Genomic DNA, 18195 nt, shown 5'->3' with positions numbered 1-18195 from the left:
CGTCAGGCACGGGTGCCGGAGAAACGCTCCTGCCATTCCTCGCTCTGCTCGTCGGTGATCTTGGCAAACAGCACTTCCGGCACGGTGAAGCCGTGGCCTGCGGGCAGGGCGGAAAGCGCCACCGCCACGTCTTCCGGCCAGCTGCGGTCGTCCGAGTTCAGCGCTGCCATCAGCGTGTCCGAGGCGTGCGGGATGAACGGTGCCGACAGCACCGCATAAAGCCGGATCAGATTGAGGCCCAACCGCACCTGCGCGGCGGCGCGTTCGGGGTCTTCCTTGAACACCGACCAGGGGGCGGCGGATTGCAGGTATTCATTGCCGGCAACCCAGATCGCGCGCAGCTCCTGCGCCGATTTACGCACTTCCATCGCTTCCATGTGGCCTTCATAGGCGCGGATGCGGGTGGTCAGCTCGTCGATCAGCGCCTGCTCCTGCGCGCCGTATTCGCCGCCTTCCGGGACTTCCTCACCGAATTTGGAGCGGCAGAACTTGGTGATGCGGCTGACGAAGTTGCCCAGCACGTCGGCCAGATCCTTGTTCACCGATTGCTGGAAATTCTCCCAGGTGAACTCGGAGTCAGAGCTTTCCGGCGCATGGCTCAGCAGCCACCAGCGCCAGTAGTCGGCGGGCAGGATTTCCAGCGCCTGATCCATGAACACGCCACGGCCCTGCGAGGTGGAGAACTGGCCGCCGTCATAGTTCAGGTAGTTGAAGGACTTCAGATGGTCGACCATCTTCCACGGCTCGCCCGAACCCAGAATGGTGGCCGGGAACGACAGGGTGTGGAAGGGCACGTTGTCCTTGCCCATGAACTGGACGTATTTGACGTCCTCGGCGCCCTTGTCGGTGCGCCACCAGCGCTGCCAGTCGGCGTCTGCAAGCCCATGCTTTTCGGCCCATTCACCAGCAGCGGCAATATATTCGATCGGCGCATCGAACCAGACATAGAAGACCTTGCCCTCCATGCCCGGCCAGTCGGCGCCGCCCTTCTTGACCGGCACACCCCAGTCCAGATCGCGGGTGATGCCGCGGTCCTGCAGGCCGTCGCCGTCATGCAGCCACTTCTTGGCGATGGAGGTGGTCAGGACCGGCCAGTCCTTCTTGGTATCGATCCAGGCATCCAGCTGATCGCGCATCGCCGACTGGCGCAGGAACAGGTGCTTGGTCTCACGCACTTCCAGGTCTGTGGAGCCGGAGATCGCGGAGCGCGGGTTGATCAGGTCGGTGGGGTCCAGCTGCTTGGTGCATTCCTCGCACTGGTCGCCGCGCGCCTTCTCGTAGCCGCAGTTGGGGCAGGTGCCCTCGATATAGCGGTCGGGCAGGAAGCGGCCATCGGCATTGGAGTAGACCTGCTTTTCACTGACTTCGGAGATCAGCCCGGCGTCCGCCAGCTTGCCTGCAAAATGCTGGGTCAGCGCATGGTTCTGCGGGCTGGAGGAGCGGCCGTAATGGTCGAAGGACAGGCCGAAGCGCTGCGCGATATCCGTCTGCACTTCGTGCATTTCGGCGCAGTAGTCCGCAACCGGCTTACCTGCCTTGGCGGCGGCCAGTTCTGCCGGCGTTCCGTGTTCGTCGGTGGCGCAGAGGAACATCACCTCATTCCCGCGGCCCCGGTTGTAACGGGCGTAAAGATCTGCCGGCAACTGGCTGCCCACCAGGTTGCCCAGATGCTTGATCCCGTTGATGTAGGGAAGCGCCGAAGTGATCAGAATACGTGCCATGCCATCCATCCAGGTAATGCGTCAAAGGCCCGTCTAGCGCATGGCGCGGGCGGCGGAAACCCCTGCTGTGCGACGGGCCGGGCGCAGCGGCAGGGCGGGCGGGCAATTTCTCCGCCCTCTGCGGGCCAGGCAATGTGCACGCCACTGCCGCCGCTGCAGTTCTTGGCTTTGAAAGCTGTTCGTAAGCAAACCTTTAAAGGGTCAATGGTTCTGTCCGAATGTTTCGCGCGCGAAACATTCGGACAGTAAAGCTGACCTTTATTCACGCCCCTCGCGCGAGCGTTTCAGCAGGCGCCCGATGGTGAAAGATGTCCGCGGCGCATAGACATAATTGGTGCGCTCTGCGGGGCTGGCGCGGACTTTCATCCGGCTGAGGCCAAAAGCGATCAGAGCCACGTGGCCGCAGGCGACATAGGCAAACAGGGCCGCCGGGCCGAAGCTGTCGATCAGCGCGGAGGACACATAGGGCGAGGCGATGGCGCCAAGCGCGTACCAGAACATCAGCGCCGCCGACAGCTCAACCCGTTCGGCGGAGGTTGCAAAGTCGTTGGCGTGGGCGGCGGAGACCGAGAAGATCGGGAAGGTGGTGAAGCCGAAGAAGCCGGCTGCCAGCATCACACCCAGGGTGCCTGTGCCGCTGGCAGCCATGGTAATGCCGCAGCTGAGGATGGCGATGCTGGACAGCCAGATCAGCACCCAGCGGCGGTCGTATTTGTCGGCGAGCCAGCCCATTGGATACTGCGCCAGCGCGCCACCCAGGACGAAAGAGGCAAGGAAGAAGGCGATCTGGCCGATCTCCAGCCCAACCTCCTGGCCATAAACCGGGCCGACCATCCGGAAGGAGGCGGAGCTGAGCGCCGACACGATCACGCCGGCCACCGCCAGCGGCGAGCAGCGCCAGGCCAGCTTGGGCCGCAGCCGTGGAGCGTCGGGGGTTTCCGGCTGGCTGGCCTTGGTCAGCGTGAGCGGCAGCAGGGCCGCGCAGCACACCACAGCCAGCAGATTATAGGAGATGTAAACCGCAGGCGGCAGCACCGCGATGATCAGCTGCGCCGCCAGCGAGGCGCTCATGTCGGCAATCCGATAGGTGCCCATGGCCCGGCCGCGGTTTTCATTGGTGACTTTGGCGTTCAGCCAGGCCTCAATCACTGTATAGGCTCCGGCCACGCAGAGGCCGGAGGCGATCCGCATCACCGCCCAGGCATAGGGATTTTCGGTCAGCGTGTGGCCCAAAAGGCCCATCGCCCCAAGCGCGGTGCAGACTGCAAAGGCGCGGGAATGGCCGACATTGCCCATCAGCCGCGGCGCCCACCAGCAGCCAATGAAGAAGCCGAAGAAATGGGCCGAGCCGAGGAGGCCGATTTGTTCCTTGGTGAAGTTGAGCGTCAGGCCCGAGATGGCATCGAGCGGGCCGACGCCTCCGGTGGACAGCTGCAGCAGGATGACGGACAGGAACAGGGCGGCAAAGGAGACGATCAGGCGCATAACGCTGCGACCATGACAGGCTGGCGCTTCATTGCCAGCCGGTTTCCGCCAAAGCCATGTCGTATTTCTGCGGAGCGGTGCTTTTCCGCACCGGGCGGCGGTATCAGCCCGCGCGGCGGATGCGCGCCTTGATGGCAAGTGTGACCCGGTCGGCAACCAAATCCGCATAGCCGGTGGCGCCGTATGCGGCGCGGCTGAGCTGGCCCGACAGCTGCACGTCCAGCTCCCGCAGATCATCCGGGGCGCTGCCGGGCCGGCGGTAAAGCGCGGCCTGGAGGGTGATTGGGCGGGTGGTTCCGCGCAGGGTGAGGTCGCCGGTTATATGCGCACCGCCCGAGATCCGCCCGTCTGGGCCTAGACGGACACGGGTGGAGCGGAAGCGGATCTGCGGGTGGCGTGCGGTGTCGAGGATACCGGGGCCTTTCAGCGCCTCGGTGGCAAAGATCAGCCCGGTGCTGGCGCGGCGGGCGTCCAGGGTGATATCGGCCTGGCTGCGGGCCAGGTCTGCCGGATCAATCAGGATGCGGGCGGCGGCAACCGGAATGCGCCCGTGCTGCGGCTGGCCGCTGAGCAGGAAAGTGAACCGCACATCGGTGGCCTCTGGCACCAGCTGGTATGCCAGGGGCGCTGCACCCAGCCCCTGCGGTGCCAGCATCGCAGCGCTGAGGCAGGCAAGCAGTTTGCGCCGCTTCATTCCGTATGTGTCCAAGCCGGGTTTCCTTTGCAGGCCTTGAGCTGCAGGCAGAGTGTAGCCGGATCTGCCGGCGCGGGCTGCTCACTTTCGCGCGTGCCGTTGTGAGGCGCGGAACGGGGAGGCTCTCCCGCCAGGCAGCGGCTTTTGGCAAAGCCTTTGCCTGTTGGGCCCGGCACCGGGCAACGCCCGGTGCCGGGCCCAATGCCGCTAGGGCAGCGCTGGCACAGCCAGCGGTGACTGCGGTTGCGGGAGTGCTCCGGAGTGTGCGGAGCGGGTGGATTGCAGGCTGGCCGCGCCGGGCGGCAGCGGGGCGGCCTGCAGCGGGCCGCCTGCGCGGGGCCGGGTGATCTGCCAGCTGCGCGGCGGCAGGGTGCGGGCGCGCAGGCGCTGCAATGCCCAGCACATGCGGCTGCCCGCCGGGCCGCTGGCGGGGCAGGGCGCATGGGCCGGCAGGCCGTGGGCCGGGGCCAGGTGCCAGCGGCTTTCGATGCCCTGGGCGCCGCCCTGGCCCGGGGTCAGCAGCAGGCCCAGCGGGGCCGGGCCGAAGCGGCCGCCGGCCTCTGCCGCCAGATGCAGCCGCCGCACCGGGGTCATGGCGGGCGGCTCTGCCAGCTCTGCCACCACCAGCGGCGCGGCGCCGCCGCGCAGGGCGTCTTCCATTGCCCAGAGCAGATCCTCTGCCCGGGCGGTTTGCACGAACAGGAACCGGGAAGGGCTGGCATACTCCGCGATCCCGTCCGGGTTCAGCGGCCTCGCGGCCTGGGCCGGGTTCAGCGGCCTGCCGGCCTGGGGCTGGGACAGCCACAGCACAGGCCCCTGGGCCGCTGCTGCCAGCCACAGCGCAAAACTGTGGCGGGCGGGGCCGCAGGCCTCATGCACGCGGGCCAGGTCCAGCGCGATCCCCTCTGTCAGGGTCAGCGCCGGGCGGGGTTTGTGGCTGCGGCGGGAAAGCAGGTGAGTCGGCATGCCGCCAGATTAACATGTTTCACTTTTGTTCTCAATCGTCCAAACGGCCAGTGCCGCCGGGTGCCGCGCCTTGAGCCTGGCTGCGCGGCGCGCCTCAGCCCTCGCGCGGGACCACCGGGCCGCCCTGCTTGGCCCATTCGGTGAAGCCGCCTTCCAGATGCACCACCGGTTTCAGCCCCATCTCCATCGCCGCCCGGGCGCTGAGGGCCGAGCGCCAGGCGCTGGCGCAGTAGAACACGTAAGTTTTGTCCTGGTTGAACACCGGCTTGTGGTAGGGGCTGTCCGGATCGATCCAGAATTCCAGCATGCCGCGCGGGCAGGAGAACGCGCCGGGGATCATGCCGCTGCGCTGCAGTTCGCGAATGTCGCGCAGGTCGATGAAAACGTAATCCTCGTCCAGCACCTTCTGCTTGGCGTCTTCGACACTCATGGTCTCGACAAGGCTGTTGGCCTCCGCCAGCAGCGCCTTGACGCCCTTGGTGATCTGTTGCGGCATCTCATCTCCCTTCCTCGGTTTGCCCGCAGGCTGGCGGGTTTGCGCCGCGGGTGCAAGCCGCTTGCACTTGCCGTCCTGCCGGTTAGGGTCGCGGGCAGATCCGCAGCAGGGGAGCGCGCAAGATGAAAATGAACCCGTTGGGCCGCACCGGCATGAAGGTGTCCGAACTGTGCCTGGGCACGATGACATTCGGCACCCAGACGCCGGAAGACGAGGCGCACGCGCAGATTGATATGGCGCTGGCAAACGGTGTGAACTTTGTCGACACCGCCGAGATGTATCCGGTGAACCCGGTCAGCGCAGAGACATTGGGCAACAGCGAACGCATCATCGGCAACTGGAACGAAAAGACCGGACGGCGTGGCGAATACATCCTGGCGACCAAGCACTCCGGCGAGGGGATGAAACATGTGCGCGACGGGGCGCCGATTTCCTCCAAGACCATCGCGCCCACCGTGGAAGCCTCGCTGAAGCGGCTGAAGACCGATTATATCGACCTCTACCAGTTTCACTGGCCGAACCGGGGCAGCTACATGTTCCGGCAGAATTGGACCTATGACCCCTCCGGCCAGAACCGCGAGGAGACGCTGGCCAATATGGAGGACTGCCTGGAAGCGCTGCAGCGTGAAGTGGACCGCGGCACCATCCGCGCCTTTGGCCTGTCCAATGAGAGCGCCTGGGGCACCGGGCAATGGCTGCGGCTGGCGGAGGAGAAAGGCTGGCCGCGGGTGGCCTCGATCCAGAACGAGTACTCGCTGGTCTGCCGGATGTACGACACAGATCTTGCAGAGTTGAGCGTCAATGAGGACGTGGGCCTGATGGCATTTTCGCCGCTGGGCACCGGATTGCTGACCGGGAAATACCAGGACGGGGCGGTACCGGAAGGCTCGCGCAAATCGATCAACCCGGAACTGGGCGGACGCCACAGCCCGCGGGTCTATGATGCGGTGGCGGCCTATCTGGAGATCGCAAAACGCCACGGGCTGGATCCGGTGCATATGGCGCTGGCCTGGTGCCGGACGCGGCCCTTCATGGCCTCGGCGATCTTTGGCGCCACCCGTCTGGCGCAATTGGAGCATCTTCTGCAATCGGTGGAATTGGAGCTGAGCCAGGACGTGCAGGAGGAGATCAACGCGGCGCACCGGATGCATCCGATGCCGTATTGATCCAAGGGGCGGAGATGCTCCCGCCCGGCCTGCGGGCATGGGCATGCCCTGGGCCGGTTGGGCCGGGCGCTGCTGGCGCAGCGCGGAAGGTTTTGCTGAGAGGCGTTCAGGGGCAGGTCTGCCCCTGAAGCGCGTTTGCAAGTGTGTTCAAGGATTGCGCGTCAAGGGTGTACGGTGCTGCGCACCGCCGCTGCGCGGCCCTTGACCCGCGTGGTGTTAGTGCGCCGTCGGGCGGGCCTGTTCCTGACGCAGGTCGCGGGCAGAGGTGCCATGCGCAGTGCGGAAGGCGCGGGCAAAGCTCGACTGCGAGGTGAAGCCGGTGGCCATAGCCACCTCCATCAGCGGCATCGCGGTGTCTGTCACCAGGCGGCGGGCCTCGGCCAGGCGCAGCTGCAGGTAGTGGTCCTGCGGCGTGGTGTTGAGCTTGAGCCGGAACTGCTGCTGCAGGCTGCGCGGGCTGGTGCCCAGGGTCTCGGCGATCTGGGCCAGCGGCAGCGGTTCATCCAGCGAGGCCTCCATCAGCGCGTTGGCCTTGGCGGTGAGCGCACTGTGGCCGCGGTTGCCCAGGCGGCTTTGCGGCCGCGGCAGGGCAGCGGGGCCGTCGAACAGGAACAGCCCGGCGACGCGGGAGGCAAAGCCTGCGCCGTGGCGGGCGCTGATGATGTGCAGCATCATCTCGATCGCGGGTGTGGCGCCGCCGGAGGTCAGGCGGGCGTCCGAGACGGTGAAGCGGTCGTTGCGGGCGTCCACCTCCGGGAACCGGGCGGAGAAATTTTCCAGGTCTTCCCAGTGGGTGGTGGCGGGGTGGCCATCCAGCAGCCCGGCTTCGGCCATCAGCCAAGGGCCGCCGTCGATGCCTGCGATGGTGGCGCCGGTGGCGGCAATGCGGCGCAGGCCGGCCAGCAGGCTAGGGGTGGCATGACTCGCCAGCTGGAAGCCCGCAACAATGATCAGCAGCTCGCAGCCCTGCAGCCGGGCCAGCGGGAAGCTGGGCACGGTGAGGCCGCTGGTCAGCATCGGCGGCTCTGCGGTGGCGCTGACGTAATCCCAGTCAAAGGCGGCCCGCCCGGCCAGCCGGTTGGCGGCGCGCATCGGGTCCACTGCAGCGGCAAAGGACAGCGTGTTGCATTCATCCAGAACCAGCACCGCTGTTTTGAGCGGCCGGTTCTCGGGCTGCAGGATGTTTTTTGCGGATTTCATCAACTTCGATTCGCCTGGTGTAAACTGTGCCGTAAAAGGCTGCGGCAGAGTCGCTGTCAGCGCAAATCAGAATCTGGGGAGGAGCCTGGGGATAACCCGTGGCAAAACCCTGTACATCGAAGGGAAAAGAAAAATGCCTCTGGAAATGAACCGGGACGTCTTCATCACCTGTGCCGTGACCGGCTCCGGCGGCACCCAGGACCGCAGCCCGCATGTGCCGCGCTCGCCCAAGCAAATCGCCGACAGCGCCATCGCCGCGGCCAAGGCTGGCGCCGCCGTGGTGCACTGCCATGTGCGCGATCCGGAGACCGGGGTGCCGTCGCGCCGGCTGGATCTCTACCGCGAAGTGACGGACCGGATCCGCGATGCCGAAGTGGATGTGGTGCTGAACCTGACCGCGGGCATGGGCGGTGACATGGTGTTTGGCGACACTGAAAACCCGCTGCCGCTGAAAGAAGCGGGCACCGACATGGTCGGGGCAACGGAGCGGGTGGCCCATGTGGCGGAGTGCCTGCCGGAGATCTGCACGCTGGACTGCGGCACCATGAACTTTGCCGAGGCGGATTACGTGATGACCAACACGCCAGGCATGCTGCGGGCAATGGGGCAGATGATGACCGATCTGGGTGTGAAGCCGGAGATCGAGGCCTTTGACACAGGCCACCTGTGGTTTGCCAAGCAGCTGGTAAAAGAGGGGATTCTGGAGCCGAACGCGCTGGTGCAACTGTGCATGGGTGTTCCGTGGGGCGCGCCGGATGATCTGAATACTTTCATGGCGATGGTCAACAACGTGCCCGACGACTGGACCTTCTCGGCCTTTGCGCTGGGCCGCCATCAGATGGCCTATGCGGCGCAGTCGGTGCTGGCGGGCGGCAATGTGCGGGTCGGTCTGGAAGACAACCTGTGGCTCGACAAGGGGGTGCTGGCGGAAAACTGGCAGCTGGTTGAGCGGGCGAATACCATTGTGTCGAACATGGGCGCGCGGGTGATCGGGCCGCAGGAGGTGCGCGAGAAGCTGGGGCTGACCAAGCGCGCGCCGGTGGCGAAGTAAGCGGATTTTCGAGGGGGTGCCACGCGTGCACCCCCCGTACACCCCCTGTGCACCGGTTAGGCACCAATACGGCGATGCGTCTCCTCCCGATTAGTCTCTCCTTCTGTTTGGTGCTTCAGGCCTGTTTGCCTGAGGCGGAGCCTGCGGGGCCGGTGCGGGATGTGCGCGAGGAAAAGATGTGCGAGGAGCAAGGCGGGAGCTACCTGTTGCAGCATCCGCATGTTTCCTACGAATGCATCCTGTCGTTTGCCGATGCGGGAAGATCCTGCACAAAGGCTTCGGACTGCCGCGGGCAATGCATGGCTGAGACCAAAACGTGTTCGGCGCGGAATCAGCTGTTTGGAATTTGGCAAGAACTGGATGACCAAGGGAACGTCATCACGGTTGAAGGATACTAGGGTACTCAGATGACAAAGACAGCAGCAATCATCGGCGGCGGGGTTATCGGCGGCGGCTGGGCCGCGCGGTTCCTTTTGAACGGCTGGAACGTGCGGGTGTTTGACCCGGACCCGGAAGCGGAGCGCAAGATCGGCGAAGTGCTGGCCAACGCGCGCCGCAGCTTGCCCGGTCTGGGCAATGTGGCGCTGCCTGCGGAGGGCAGCCTGACCTTCCATGAAACCATCGCGGAGGCCGTTGAGGGTGCCGAGTGGGTGCAGGAGAGCGTGCCGGAGCGGCTGGACCTGAAACAGAAGGTCTATGCTGAGCTGCAGGCGCATTGCGCGCCGGATGCGGTGATCGGCTCGTCCACCTCCGGTTTCAAGCCTTCGCAGCTGCAGGACGGGCGTGAGAACCCCGGCCAGATCGTGGTCGCGCATCCGTTCAACCCGGTCTACCTGCTGCCACTGGCAGAGCTGGTCACGACAGAGGCCAACCCGGCGGGCGTTATCGACCGGGCCAAGGAGATCATCACTGCCATCGGCATGTATCCCCTGCACCTCAAGAAAGAGATCGACGCCCATGTGGCAGACCGTTTCCTGGAGGCGGTCTGGCGCGAGGCGCTGTGGCTGGTCAAGGACGGCATCGCCACCACCGAAGAGATCGACAACGCGATCCGCTATGGCTTTGGCATCCGCTGGGCGCAGATGGGCCTGTTCGAGACCTACCGGGTGGCCGGCGGCGAGGCGGGCATGAAGCACTTCATGGCGCAGTTCGGCCCCTGTCTCAGCTGGCCCTGGACCAAGCTTATGGATGTGCCGGAATTCACAGATGAGCTGGTCGACTTGATTGCAGGCCAGTCGGATGAGCAGTCCGGCCAGTATTCGATCCGCGAGCTGGAGCGGCACCGGGACGACAACCTGGTCGGCATGATGCGGGCGCTGGGCAACAACAACTGGGGCGCCGGTGCGCTGCAGAACGCCCATGACCTGAACCGCGAGGGTGAGGCCGGGCTGGTGCGCGCGATGGACGGTCTGGACGATCTGAGCCAGCCGGTGCTGACCCAGAGCCGCGTGGTGCCGCTGGACTGGACCGATTACAACGGCCATATGACCGAGAGCCGCTATCTGGATGCCTTTGCGCAGTCCACCGACCGGCTGATGATGATCATCGGCTGTGATGCGGAGTATATCGCCAACGGCGGCAGCTACTTCACCGCAGAGACCCATATCCGCCATATCGACGAAGTGCACGCGGGCGATCCGATCCAGGTGCGCACCCGGGTGATCATGGGCGCGGGCAAGAAGATGCACCTGTGGCATGAGATGTTCTGTGGCGAGCGGCTGCTGGCGACGGGCGAGCATATGCTGCTGCATGTGGACCTTGCGACCCGCCGCTCCGCCCCGCCTGCGCCGCATATCGAGGCCAATCTGGTCAAGCTGGCAGAGGCTCATGCAGCGCTGGCGGCACCTGAGGGGCTGGGCCGCGCCATCGGTGCGCCGCGGTGAGCGCTGAAGGGATGCGCCGGGTTCTGATCACCGCCGGCGGGTCTGGAATTGGCCGGGCCATGGCTGAGAGCTTTGCCGGCGCCGGGTTTCAGGTTTGGGTCACGGATGTCAGCGCTGTTGCGCTGGCAGACGTTCCGGAGGGCTGGCGGACAACGGCTGTGGATGCCACCGATGAGGCGGGTGTCAGGGAGCTGTTTGCGGAGATCGCTGAAACCTGGGGCGGTTTGGATGTGCTCTGTGCCAATGCGGGCATTGCCGGGCCGACCGCGCTGATCGAGGACATTGCGCTGGAGGACTGGCGCAAATGCGTGAGCGTCAACCTGGAGGGCTGCTTTCTGGCTGCCAAATATGCGGCACCTTTGATGAAGGCCGCCAAGGCGGGGGCGATCATCGTGACTTCCTCGACTGCCGGGCAATACGGCTACCCGAACCGGGCGCCTTATTGTTCCGCCAAATGGGCCGTTATCGGCCTGATGAAGACGCTGGCGATGGAGCTGGGGCCGTTTGGCATCCGCGCCAATGTGATCTGTCCCGGCGCGGTGGAAGGGCCGCGGATGGAAGGCGTGCTGGAACGCGAGGCCGCGGCCAAAGGCATGACCCGGGATGAGGTCTATGCGGGCTATGCCGCGGGCACCTCGATGGGGCGGTTCGTGGAGGCTAGCGACATTGCCAATATGGCGGTGTTCCTCGGCTCGGACGCGGCGCGGCTGGTTTCGGGGCAGGTGATTGCCGTCGACGGCCATACGGAGAACCCGGATCCGAAGGTGTAAGCAGGGCTGAACGGGTGGGTCACGTTTCCCGGCGCGGGAAACGTCCCGGAAAACACGTGTTTTCCGGGCCGGAATTCGCGCCGAATTCCGGCGGCCCTGCTGCTATGTTCAGGAAATCGCCGCCCTGAGCGCGCGCAGCCGTCCGGGCACTTGCCGTGCGGTGATATCGGCCTCGCGCACCAGGTTGTCGAAATGGCTGGTGAAGGTGGCGATCCGCTCCTTGTCGCGGAAGGCGAGATAATGGGTGCCGGCGTAAAAAACGCACAGGAGCGGCCCGAAGATCGTGATCGGTGAAGAGTAAAGCCGCTTGGCATCAAACAGGTAGATGCGCAGGCGGGGGTAGAGCTGCTCGCAGAGGCGTTCGAACTGGTCAAGCTGCTCCAGCCGGATCTCCAGTGGCAGGCCCTCGTAGTAGCCGACGGCGTGGGCAAAGCTGTCGAGCTCATACAGCGGCAGGGCGATTTCATAATCTGACGGCGATTGGCGCATCCAGGTCAGGCGGTCCTCGGAGGCGCCGATGGCCTGGCCTGCGGTGCGGCCCAGGTGCGGGGCGTATTCCCATTCCAGCAGCGCCCGGGTTTTCAGCATGTCGGGGAGCGCGGCGGGGACGTGGCGGATCTTGTAGCCCTCGGCCTCCTGGTGCCAGTCGAAGATCTTTTCATCGACCAGCGCGCGCGGGGCCTCGGAGAGGGTGAGGCTGGAGGCCAGCAGCTCGGCGGCGCTTTCAGGGCGGTCCGAGAGGCTGAGGAGCCAGTCGGCGGAGACCCCAAGCGCGCCAGCGCAGGCGCCGACCACATGGGCGTTGGGCAGCCGCGCGCCCTCATCCGTCAGCAGCTGCGAGATGGTGGAGCGGTCCACCCCGACAGCGCGGGCCAGGGCGCTTTGGCTGAGGCCGCTGTCGCGCAGGGCCTTGTTCAATCTTTGCCGGAACTGCTCAGCCCGCACCCGTTTGTCGATATTTTCTATCATGTGTTTTGAAATATCACGAGTGGTGGATTTTGTTAACTGCATTCGGAATTCTGCACAGTCTGCGGCTGCGGTAGTTTGGAAACAAGACCTTAGCAAGAATTTCAGGAGGCAAGATGGAAACGCGCAGGCGCTCCATTGTAAAGGCGGTGATTTGGAACGTTCTCGGGCTGGTCTCGATGACGCTGGTGGGGCTGATCGCCACCGGTTCGGTCAAGGCGGGCGGGATGATGGCGCTGGTCAATACAGGCATCGGGTTCACGGTCTATCTGTTTTACGAGCGCGCCTGGGCAAAGATCAGCTGGGGGCGCAGCCATGTCTGAGCGGTGCAGCGAATACATGCCGCGGGGCGTGGAATGGGGCACCCTGGCGTTGATCCTTGCCTGCCATGGCGGCTGGCTGGCGGCGCTGTGGCTGCTGCCTGAGGTGAGCCTGGGGTTGACGGTACTGGCGCTGGGTGTGATGGCGGCGCTGCATTCCTCGCTGACCCATGAGGCGCTGCACGGGCATCCGTTCCGCAGCCGCTGGCTGAATGAAGCGCTGATGTTCTTTCCGCTGAGCCTGGCAATTCCTTACGGCCGGTTCCGCGACACCCATCTGGCGCATCATGAGGATGAAGCGCTGACGGATCCCTATGATGACCCCGAGAGCAATTTTCAGGATCCGGGCGTCTGGGCGCGCTTGCCTGCCTGGCGCAAGATGCTCTTGCGGGTGAACAACACGCTGCTGGGCCGGGTGGTGCTGGGGCCGCTGATAGGGCAACTCTGCTTCATGGCGGGCGACTGGCGGCTGATGCGCAAGGGGCAGCCGGGGATTGCCCGCGACTGGGCGCTGCATGGCCTTGGCCTGGCAGTGGTGGTCTGGGTCGTGCTGCAATCGCCTGCGCCGCTGTGGGCGGCGGTGGCCGGTGCCTATCTGGGGCTGGCGCTGCTGAAGATCCGCACCTTCCTGGAGCACCGTGCGCATGAGACTGCCCGCGGCCGCACCGTGGTGATCGAGGACAAGGGGCCGCTGGCCCTGCTGTTCCTGAACAACAACCTGCACATCGTGCACCACATGCACCCGGGCGTGCCCTGGCATGCGCTGCCGCGGCTCTACCAGGCGCGCCGGGCGGAGTTCCTGGCGGCAAATGACGGGTACATTTACCGCAACTACCTGCAGATTTTCCGCAACTACCTGCTGCGGGCCAAGGACCCGGTGCCGCATCCGCTCTGGCAGCAGGGGGAATAACGGCGCATAAGCGGGGGCATGTTTGCCTGGATCCCCGTTTCCATAGCCGCCGCCAGCTTTCAGACCGTGCGCTTCATGCTGCAGAAGGTCCTGAGCAGCGTGACGCTGTCGCCGGGCGGAGCCACCTTCGCCCGGTTTGTCTATTCCGCACCGTTCATCCTGGCCGGGCTGGCCGCCTACCTGATGGTCTCGGGGCGGAGCCTGCCGGAACTGGGGCCGAAGTTCTGGATGTTTGCCGCCATTGGCGGCACTGCGCAGATCCTGGCCACCGTCTGTGTCGTTGCCCTGTTCAAGCAGCGCAATTTTGCGGTGGGCATCACCTTCAAGAAGACCGAAGTGATCCAGACCGCCATCGTCGGGCTGGCAGTGCTGGGCGATCCTGTCAGCCTTGGCGGCTGGGCGGCGATCCTGATCGGCCTGACGGCGGTGCTGGTGCTGTCCAAGACGCCGGACACGGCTGGCCCCTGGTGGCGGCACCTAACCAACCGCGCCTCGCAGCTGGGGCTGGGGTCGGGTGTGCTGTTTGCATTTTCCGCGGTCAGCTACCGCGGGGCGTCGCTGCAGCTGGGTGAACTGGAGCCGATGTTCCGCGCGGGCGTGACGCTGGCCGCAGTGGTCAGCCTGCAGACGCTGTTCATGCTTGTCTGGCTGGGACTGCGCGAAAAGGGTGAGATCGCCCGGGTTTGGCAGGCGCGCAAAGTGGCGGTCTGGGTCGGGCTGACCAGCATGGGTGGATCGTTCTGCTGGTTCTGGGCCTTTACGCTGCAAAACGCCGCCTATGTGAAGGCAGTGGGGCAGGTGGAGCTGCTCTTGTCGCTGCTGGCCTCTGTGCTGTTCTTCAAGGAGAAGGTCACGGGGCGCGAACTGGCGGGCATGGGGCTTCTGGTGGTGTCTATCCTGGTGCTGGTTCTGGCCCTTTGAGGCGCAAGGCAGCCGGAATTATGCGATAATTCCGGCTCGGAAAACACGTGTTTTCCGGGACGTTTCCAGCCTGGGAAACGTTACCCGTCTGCGGGCATCGGGTAGCCCTTGAGGCGCAGGAACAGGCTGGCCTCGTCGTTGTTGTGGAAATAGGGCACGCTTTGCGGCGGCTCCGCGTCGCGGACGCGGGCGGTGACCTCGGCCAGCACCACCTCAGTGATGAAAGGCAGGTCAAACTCCCGCACCTGGCTGAGCGGGATCCATTGCAGGTGCGACAGCTCATCCGCGGCGCGGGAGAAATCGTCAAGGTCGCCGGTGATCTGGTCGGCATCCACCAGGAAGAAACGCGCATCGAAGCGGCGCGGGCGGCCCGGCGGGGTCAGGGCGCGAAACACAAACTGCATGGCCCGGGCGGAGGGGATATGGCCGGTAGCCGCAAACTCCTGCCAGTCTTCGGGGATGTCGCCCTGCCAGTCGCCTTTCTCACCCAGGATCAGACCGGTTTCCTCCCACAGCTCCCGCACTGCGGCGACGGCGAGGGCATGGTGCACGTCCGCGGGTGCCTTGTCTGCCAAACGGTCTTGGCAGACCAGGGAGATCGGCGAGGCCAGCGGGACATCCGCGTCCGCCATATCCACCGCGCCGCCGGGGAAGACAAATTTGTTCGGCATGAAAGCAGCCTTGGCACCGCGCTGGCCCATCAGCACCTGCGGGTCATCGGACAACCGGCCGCGCATGGCGATCACCGTTGCCGCGTTGCGGATTGCGGTCTTGTCGGTAGTGGTCTCGCCGCTGAGATATGTCTCGCTCATGGTGTTACTGCCCTTGTTCTGCCGGTGCTGCCGGGGTGTCCTTGCCAAAGCCATGCATCCGCCGCGCCCATTGGTAGGCGATGACGATCCCCTTCATCCGCGGCAGAAGATAGAGGGAAGAGGCGAGGCAGCCAATCGAGAATACCGCGAACATCACCAATGGCTCCGGCCGCCAGGAGAAATAGACCACATGCATCATGGGCGCCATGATGTGGCCGACGATCAGGATGGTGAGGTAGGCCGGCCCGTCATCGGCACGGGCATGGGTCAGGTCGAGGCCGCAGTTGCTGCAGGTCTCGTTCACCTTGAGATAGGAATGCAGCAGCTTGCCCTTGCCGCACTCCGGGCAGCGGCAGCGCCAGCCCTTGGCCAGGGCGGGCATGGTGGGGCGTTCGTCTTCCGGGGCCGGGACAGCGGGGGACTGGGTCATGGTTTTATCCTGTGTGCTGCAGGTATCTTTGCGCGCTTCAGGTGGGGGCGAAAGGGGAAACGCCAATTTCTGCGCCGGTTTGCCGCAACAGGAGGGCGGCTGAAAGTTTTTCCGGAAATCTGCGACGGAAGCGCGAACCTCGCGCGTTTTTCCTGTGCATCGGGCAGCAAGAGGCTGCCGCTGAACAAAGGAAAGACGATATGAAACACGTCAAGTTCATCGCCCTGATCGTGGCCGCAGCAGGCATGACGGCAGGCAGCGCGGCATTGGCCAAGGGGTTCGGGCATCATGGGCCGAAGATGTCCTTTGAGGAGATCGACACCGATGGCAGCGGCGAAGTGACCAAGGCGGAGATCCAGGCGATGAAGGATGCGCATTTCGCCAAGGCAGACGCCAATGGCGACGGCAAGCTGTCGCTGGAGGAGATGCAGGCGCGGGCGCAGGAGCGGGCCGCCGGGCGGGCGGCAGAAATGCTGGAACGCTTTGACAAAGACGGCGATGGCGCGTTGAGTAAGGACGAGATGCCGCAGCCGCGCCGGGCAGGAAGAATGTTCGACCGGATGGATGCCGATGGCAGCGGCGGCATCTCCAAGGAAGAGTTTGAGGAGGCCCGGGCCCGGCACGGCGGCAAGCGCTGGCATGGCCAGGGGGATGAAGCGGAGCAGAACTGATCGCTGACGCGTGCTGCAACAGGCGGACATACCACGGCGCCGGGCCCCTGATGCGGGTCCGGCAGCCATGAGCGTCACGGCGGGGGAGGTCTCCGACGATGCGCTTCTGGTGCTTTATGCCAATGGCGACAGCCGGGCAGCGGCAGAGCTGACCGCGCGGCTGGGGCCGCGGGTCTTTGGCGTGGCGATGCGGGTGATGGGGATCCGCGCCGAGGCCGAGGACGTGACCCAGGAGGCGATGCTGCGGCTGTGGAAGATGGCGCCGGACTGGCGGCCGGGGGAGGCGCAGGTGTCGACTTGGCTCTACCGGGTGGCGATGAACCTGTGCATCGACCGCAAGCGGCGCGCCCGCGGCGGGTATGTGGATCTGGATGCGGTGCCGGAGCCGCCGGACCCTGGCCGCTCAGCCGCGGAACAGCTGCAGGAGGGCGCACGGCACGATGCGCTGCAGGCGGCGCTGATGCAATTGCCGGAACGGCAGCGGCAGGCGGTGGTGCTGCGCCACCTGGAAGAGCTTTCGAACCCGGAGATTGCCGGGATCATGGACATCAGCACCGAGGCGGTCGAAAGTCTGACGGCCCGGGGCAAACGGGCGCTGGCCGCGGCTTTGGCCGGGCGGCGCGAAGAGTTGGGGTATAGCGATGGCTGACACGGATAAATCATTGCAGGAGCTGGAGGACCTGTTTGCTGCTGCACGCAGTACGCCGCCGGCGCTGCCGGATCATCTGAGCACGGCCATCCTGGCGGATGCGGCGCGGGTGCAGCCGGGTTTCCAGCCTGCTGAGCCGCCGCGGCAGCCGCTGTGGCGGCAACTAGTGGAGGCGCTGGGCGGCTGGCCGGCGCTGGGCGGGCTGGCGGCGGCCAGCGCGGCGGGGCTGTGGATCGGTGTTGCGCCGCCCTCCTTTGTGCCGGATCCGGCGGCCTTGGCGGGGTATGAGGACAACAGCACTGCGTTTGCGGACGGGAGTTATGACATGGCGCTGATGCTGAGCGAGGATCTGCAATGACTGCGGAGGGAAAGCCCAAGATGAAGCTGTGGCTGAAACTGCTGCTGGCGGGATCGCTGGCGCTGAACCTGGCGGTGATCGGCATCGCGGCCGGAGCGGCCTGGCGGTTCAGCGGCAAGGACAGGCACTGGCAGCGGCCGCCGTCGGTGGGGGCAATGATTTTCCGCGAGCTGGACCACGACACGCGCAAGGCGCTGCGGCAGGAAGCCGGCGGAGGCCACGGCAGCTTTTTGCAGCGCCGCCAAGCGGAGGGGGCGGCGGTGATTGCAGCACTGCGCAGCGAGGCCTTTGACGGCGCGGCCTTGCTGGCCCTGTTGCGGGCGCAGGCTGAGACGCGCCATGCGTTTCACACCAAGGTGCAAGAGGCCTGGGTGCGCAAACTGGAAGAGATGGCGCCGCAGGAGCGGATGGATTTCGCGGACCGCATGGAAGAACGGATGCAGCGCCGCGGCAAGGGCAAGCGGCACGGCTGGCGCGAGGGGGAATAGGCAGGCAGGGCTTGCCTGTAACACCTGTGGCGGCGGCGGGTTTCCGCCGCTGGCCGGTTCTTGCATTTCCCCGGTGAAATGGGTTGCAACGGACGGCTGGTGCCTTGGCCAATGCTGGCAGCGGTGAGGGCTTCCATAAAAGTTGCGTGAAATTCCGGGCTGTGTTTCACTTCGGGGCGGCCGCTGGCGTAACGGCTCCCTCTCGGGAGATTTGCCTTAGAAGACCGGCGCCAGGCGG

The 18195-nt window shown here is 65.5% G+C and carries 20 protein-coding genes; 11 read left to right on the top strand and 9 right to left on the bottom strand.

Annotated features, from left to right (window positions below):
* Positions 1 to 2 precede the first annotated feature (2 nt).
* From metG to RA21_RS14370, 5 genes are all read right to left on the bottom strand, one after another.
* Positions 3 to 1721: a methionine--tRNA ligase gene (gene metG, locus RA21_RS14390; protein WP_039189290.1), complete on the bottom strand. Its 1719-nt coding sequence runs from the start codon at positions 1719 to 1721 to the stop codon at positions 3 to 5.
* A 258-nt stretch (positions 1722 to 1979) separates the two neighbouring features.
* Entirely contained in the window at positions 1980 to 3206 is a 1227-nt protein-coding gene (locus RA21_RS14385) for an MFS transporter (protein WP_019297513.1), read from the bottom strand.
* Between the two features lie 103 nt (positions 3207 to 3309).
* Entirely contained in the window at positions 3310 to 3915 is a 606-nt protein-coding gene (locus RA21_RS14380; RefSeq protein WP_342586134.1) for a YceI family protein, read from the bottom strand.
* A gap of 192 nt (positions 3916 to 4107) precedes the next feature.
* Positions 4108 to 4866 (bottom strand): ImuA family protein, encoded by a 759-nt coding sequence (locus RA21_RS14375; RefSeq protein WP_241483508.1) that lies wholly within the window; start codon positions 4864 to 4866, stop codon positions 4108 to 4110.
* Positions 4867 to 4960: 94 nt separating this feature from the next.
* On the bottom strand, positions 4961 to 5362 hold the full coding sequence (locus RA21_RS14370) for a rhodanese-like domain-containing protein (RefSeq protein ID WP_019294924.1): 402 nt from the start codon (positions 5360 to 5362) through the stop codon (positions 4961 to 4963).
* Positions 5363 to 5484: 122 nt separating this feature from the next.
* On the opposite strand from RA21_RS14370, the gene RA21_RS14365 reads away from it, so the two are divergent.
* Positions 5485 to 6528, top strand: coding sequence for an aldo/keto reductase (locus RA21_RS14365; RefSeq protein WP_039150030.1), 1044 nt, complete (start codon positions 5485 to 5487; stop codon positions 6526 to 6528).
* A 216-nt stretch (positions 6529 to 6744) separates the two neighbouring features.
* On the opposite strand, the gene RA21_RS14360 is transcribed toward RA21_RS14365, so the two are convergent.
* The gene (locus RA21_RS14360) at positions 6745 to 7728 is read right to left on the bottom strand and encodes a GlxA family transcriptional regulator (RefSeq protein WP_039150028.1); all 984 of its coding nucleotides are present in this window, start codon (positions 7726 to 7728) and stop codon (positions 6745 to 6747) included.
* A 133-nt stretch (positions 7729 to 7861) separates the two neighbouring features.
* Here RA21_RS14360 and RA21_RS14355 point away from each other — a divergent pair, with 133 nt between their 5' ends.
* The 3 genes from RA21_RS14355 to RA21_RS14340 all read left to right on the top strand — a co-directional run bounded on the left by RA21_RS14355 (position 7862) and on the right by RA21_RS14340 (position 11432).
* The gene (locus RA21_RS14355; RefSeq protein ID WP_039150025.1) at positions 7862 to 8779 is read left to right on the top strand and encodes a 3-keto-5-aminohexanoate cleavage protein; all 918 of its coding nucleotides are present in this window, start codon (positions 7862 to 7864) and stop codon (positions 8777 to 8779) included.
* A 407-nt stretch (positions 8780 to 9186) separates the two neighbouring features.
* Positions 9187 to 10662, top strand: a complete 1476-nt coding sequence (locus RA21_RS14345) for a carnitine 3-dehydrogenase (RefSeq protein ID WP_039150020.1) — start codon at positions 9187 to 9189, stop codon at positions 10660 to 10662.
* A gap of 11 nt (positions 10663 to 10673) precedes the next feature.
* Positions 10674 to 11432 (top strand): SDR family oxidoreductase, encoded by a 759-nt coding sequence (locus RA21_RS14340; RefSeq protein ID WP_193748074.1) that lies wholly within the window; start codon positions 10674 to 10676, stop codon positions 11430 to 11432.
* A 108-nt stretch (positions 11433 to 11540) separates the two neighbouring features.
* Here the strand turns inward: RA21_RS14340 and RA21_RS14335 are convergent, their stop codons facing one another.
* A complete protein-coding gene (locus RA21_RS14335) occupies positions 11541 to 12401 on the bottom strand; it encodes a helix-turn-helix domain-containing protein (RefSeq protein ID WP_039150016.1) in 861 nt (286 codons plus the stop codon).
* 113 nt (positions 12402 to 12514) lie between these two features.
* Here RA21_RS14335 and RA21_RS14330 point away from each other — a divergent pair, with 113 nt between their 5' ends.
* Genes RA21_RS14330 through RA21_RS14320 form a run of 3 tightly spaced genes read left to right on the top strand, consistent with a single transcriptional unit; the run spans position 12515 to position 14549 of the window.
* Complete coding sequence (locus tag RA21_RS14330; protein ID WP_039150014.1) at positions 12515 to 12721, top strand: DUF2061 domain-containing protein; 207 nt, start codon at positions 12515 to 12517, stop codon at positions 12719 to 12721.
* Positions 12714 to 13628, top strand: a complete 915-nt coding sequence (locus RA21_RS14325) for a fatty acid desaturase (RefSeq protein ID WP_039150012.1) — start codon at positions 12714 to 12716, stop codon at positions 13626 to 13628. The genes RA21_RS14330 and RA21_RS14325 overlap by 8 nt, the downstream gene beginning before the upstream one ends.
* Positions 13629 to 13646: 18 nt before the next feature.
* Positions 13647 to 14549 carry an EamA family transporter gene (locus RA21_RS14320; protein WP_039150010.1) on the top strand — a complete coding sequence of 301 codons (903 nt, stop codon included), beginning with the start codon at positions 13647 to 13649 and terminating at the stop codon, positions 14547 to 14549.
* An 80-nt stretch (positions 14550 to 14629) separates the two neighbouring features.
* Here RA21_RS14320 and RA21_RS14315 read toward each other — a convergent pair whose 3' ends face one another.
* Together RA21_RS14315 and RA21_RS14310 are read right to left on the bottom strand one after the other, a co-directional pair.
* Positions 14630 to 15361 (bottom strand): NUDIX hydrolase, encoded by a 732-nt coding sequence (locus tag RA21_RS14315; RefSeq protein WP_039150007.1) that lies wholly within the window; start codon positions 15359 to 15361, stop codon positions 14630 to 14632.
* A gap of 4 nt (positions 15362 to 15365) precedes the next feature.
* Complete coding sequence (locus tag RA21_RS14310) at positions 15366 to 15791, bottom strand: DUF983 domain-containing protein (RefSeq protein ID WP_039150004.1); 426 nt, start codon at positions 15789 to 15791, stop codon at positions 15366 to 15368.
* A 200-nt stretch (positions 15792 to 15991) separates the two neighbouring features.
* Between RA21_RS14310 and RA21_RS14305 the strand changes: the two genes are divergently transcribed.
* From RA21_RS14305 to RA21_RS14290, 4 genes are all read left to right on the top strand, one after another.
* Complete coding sequence (locus RA21_RS14305) at positions 15992 to 16462, top strand: EF-hand domain-containing protein (protein ID WP_039150002.1); 471 nt, start codon at positions 15992 to 15994, stop codon at positions 16460 to 16462.
* Positions 16463 to 16529: 67 nt separating this feature from the next.
* Entirely contained in the window at positions 16530 to 17111 is a 582-nt protein-coding gene (locus RA21_RS14300) for an RNA polymerase sigma factor (protein WP_019296559.1), read from the top strand.
* Positions 17104 to 17469 carry a hypothetical protein gene (locus RA21_RS14295; RefSeq protein ID WP_039150000.1) on the top strand — a complete coding sequence of 122 codons (366 nt, stop codon included), beginning with the start codon at positions 17104 to 17106 and terminating at the stop codon, positions 17467 to 17469. Before RA21_RS14300 ends, RA21_RS14295 begins: the two co-directional genes overlap by 8 nt.
* Positions 17466 to 17957, top strand: a complete 492-nt coding sequence (locus tag RA21_RS14290; protein WP_019296561.1) for a periplasmic heavy metal sensor — start codon at positions 17466 to 17468, stop codon at positions 17955 to 17957. Before RA21_RS14295 ends, RA21_RS14290 begins: the two co-directional genes overlap by 4 nt.
* Positions 17958 to 18195: the final 238 nt, after the last annotated feature.

This window comes from Leisingera sp. ANG-DT (assembly GCF_000813785.1).
Taxonomy (GTDB): domain Bacteria; phylum Pseudomonadota; class Alphaproteobacteria; order Rhodobacterales; family Rhodobacteraceae; genus Leisingera.
The sequence above is the reverse complement of the archived record's forward strand: the minus strand, read 5'-3'. Positions and strand labels throughout refer to the sequence as shown.

Coding starts and splice junctions, on each gene's coding strand:
- metG (WP_039189290.1), bottom strand. CDS start 1,721: ATGGCACGTATTCTGATCACTTCGGCGCTTCCCTACATCAACGGGATC.
- RA21_RS14385 (WP_019297513.1), bottom strand. CDS start 3,206: ATGCGCCTGATCGTCTCCTTTGCCGCCCTGTTCCTGTCCGTCATCCTG.
- RA21_RS14375 (WP_241483508.1), bottom strand. CDS start 4,866: ATGCCGACTCACCTGCTTTCCCGCCGCAGCCACAAACCCCGCCCGGCG.
- RA21_RS14370 (WP_019294924.1), bottom strand. CDS start 5,362: ATGCCGCAACAGATCACCAAGGGCGTCAAGGCGCTGCTGGCGGAGGCC.
- RA21_RS14365 (WP_039150030.1), top strand. CDS start 5,485: ATGAAAATGAACCCGTTGGGCCGCACCGGCATGAAGGTGTCCGAACTG.
- RA21_RS14360 (WP_039150028.1), bottom strand. CDS start 7,728: ATGAAATCCGCAAAAAACATCCTGCAGCCCGAGAACCGGCCGCTCAAA.
- RA21_RS14355 (WP_039150025.1), top strand. CDS start 7,862: ATGCCTCTGGAAATGAACCGGGACGTCTTCATCACCTGTGCCGTGACC.
- RA21_RS14345 (WP_039150020.1), top strand. CDS start 9,187: ATGACAAAGACAGCAGCAATCATCGGCGGCGGGGTTATCGGCGGCGGC.
- RA21_RS14340 (WP_193748074.1), top strand. CDS start 10,674: ATGCGCCGGGTTCTGATCACCGCCGGCGGGTCTGGAATTGGCCGGGCC.
- RA21_RS14335 (WP_039150016.1), bottom strand. CDS start 12,401: ATGATAGAAAATATCGACAAACGGGTGCGGGCTGAGCAGTTCCGGCAA.
- RA21_RS14330 (WP_039150014.1), top strand. CDS start 12,515: ATGGAAACGCGCAGGCGCTCCATTGTAAAGGCGGTGATTTGGAACGTT.
- RA21_RS14325 (WP_039150012.1), top strand. CDS start 12,714: ATGTCTGAGCGGTGCAGCGAATACATGCCGCGGGGCGTGGAATGGGGC.
- RA21_RS14320 (WP_039150010.1), top strand. CDS start 13,647: ATGTTTGCCTGGATCCCCGTTTCCATAGCCGCCGCCAGCTTTCAGACC.
- RA21_RS14315 (WP_039150007.1), bottom strand. CDS start 15,361: ATGAGCGAGACATATCTCAGCGGCGAGACCACTACCGACAAGACCGCA.
- RA21_RS14310 (WP_039150004.1), bottom strand. CDS start 15,791: ATGACCCAGTCCCCCGCTGTCCCGGCCCCGGAAGACGAACGCCCCACC.
- RA21_RS14305 (WP_039150002.1), top strand. CDS start 15,992: ATGAAACACGTCAAGTTCATCGCCCTGATCGTGGCCGCAGCAGGCATG.
- RA21_RS14300 (WP_019296559.1), top strand. CDS start 16,530: ATGAGCGTCACGGCGGGGGAGGTCTCCGACGATGCGCTTCTGGTGCTT.
- RA21_RS14295 (WP_039150000.1), top strand. CDS start 17,104: ATGGCTGACACGGATAAATCATTGCAGGAGCTGGAGGACCTGTTTGCT.
- RA21_RS14290 (WP_019296561.1), top strand. CDS start 17,466: ATGACTGCGGAGGGAAAGCCCAAGATGAAGCTGTGGCTGAAACTGCTG.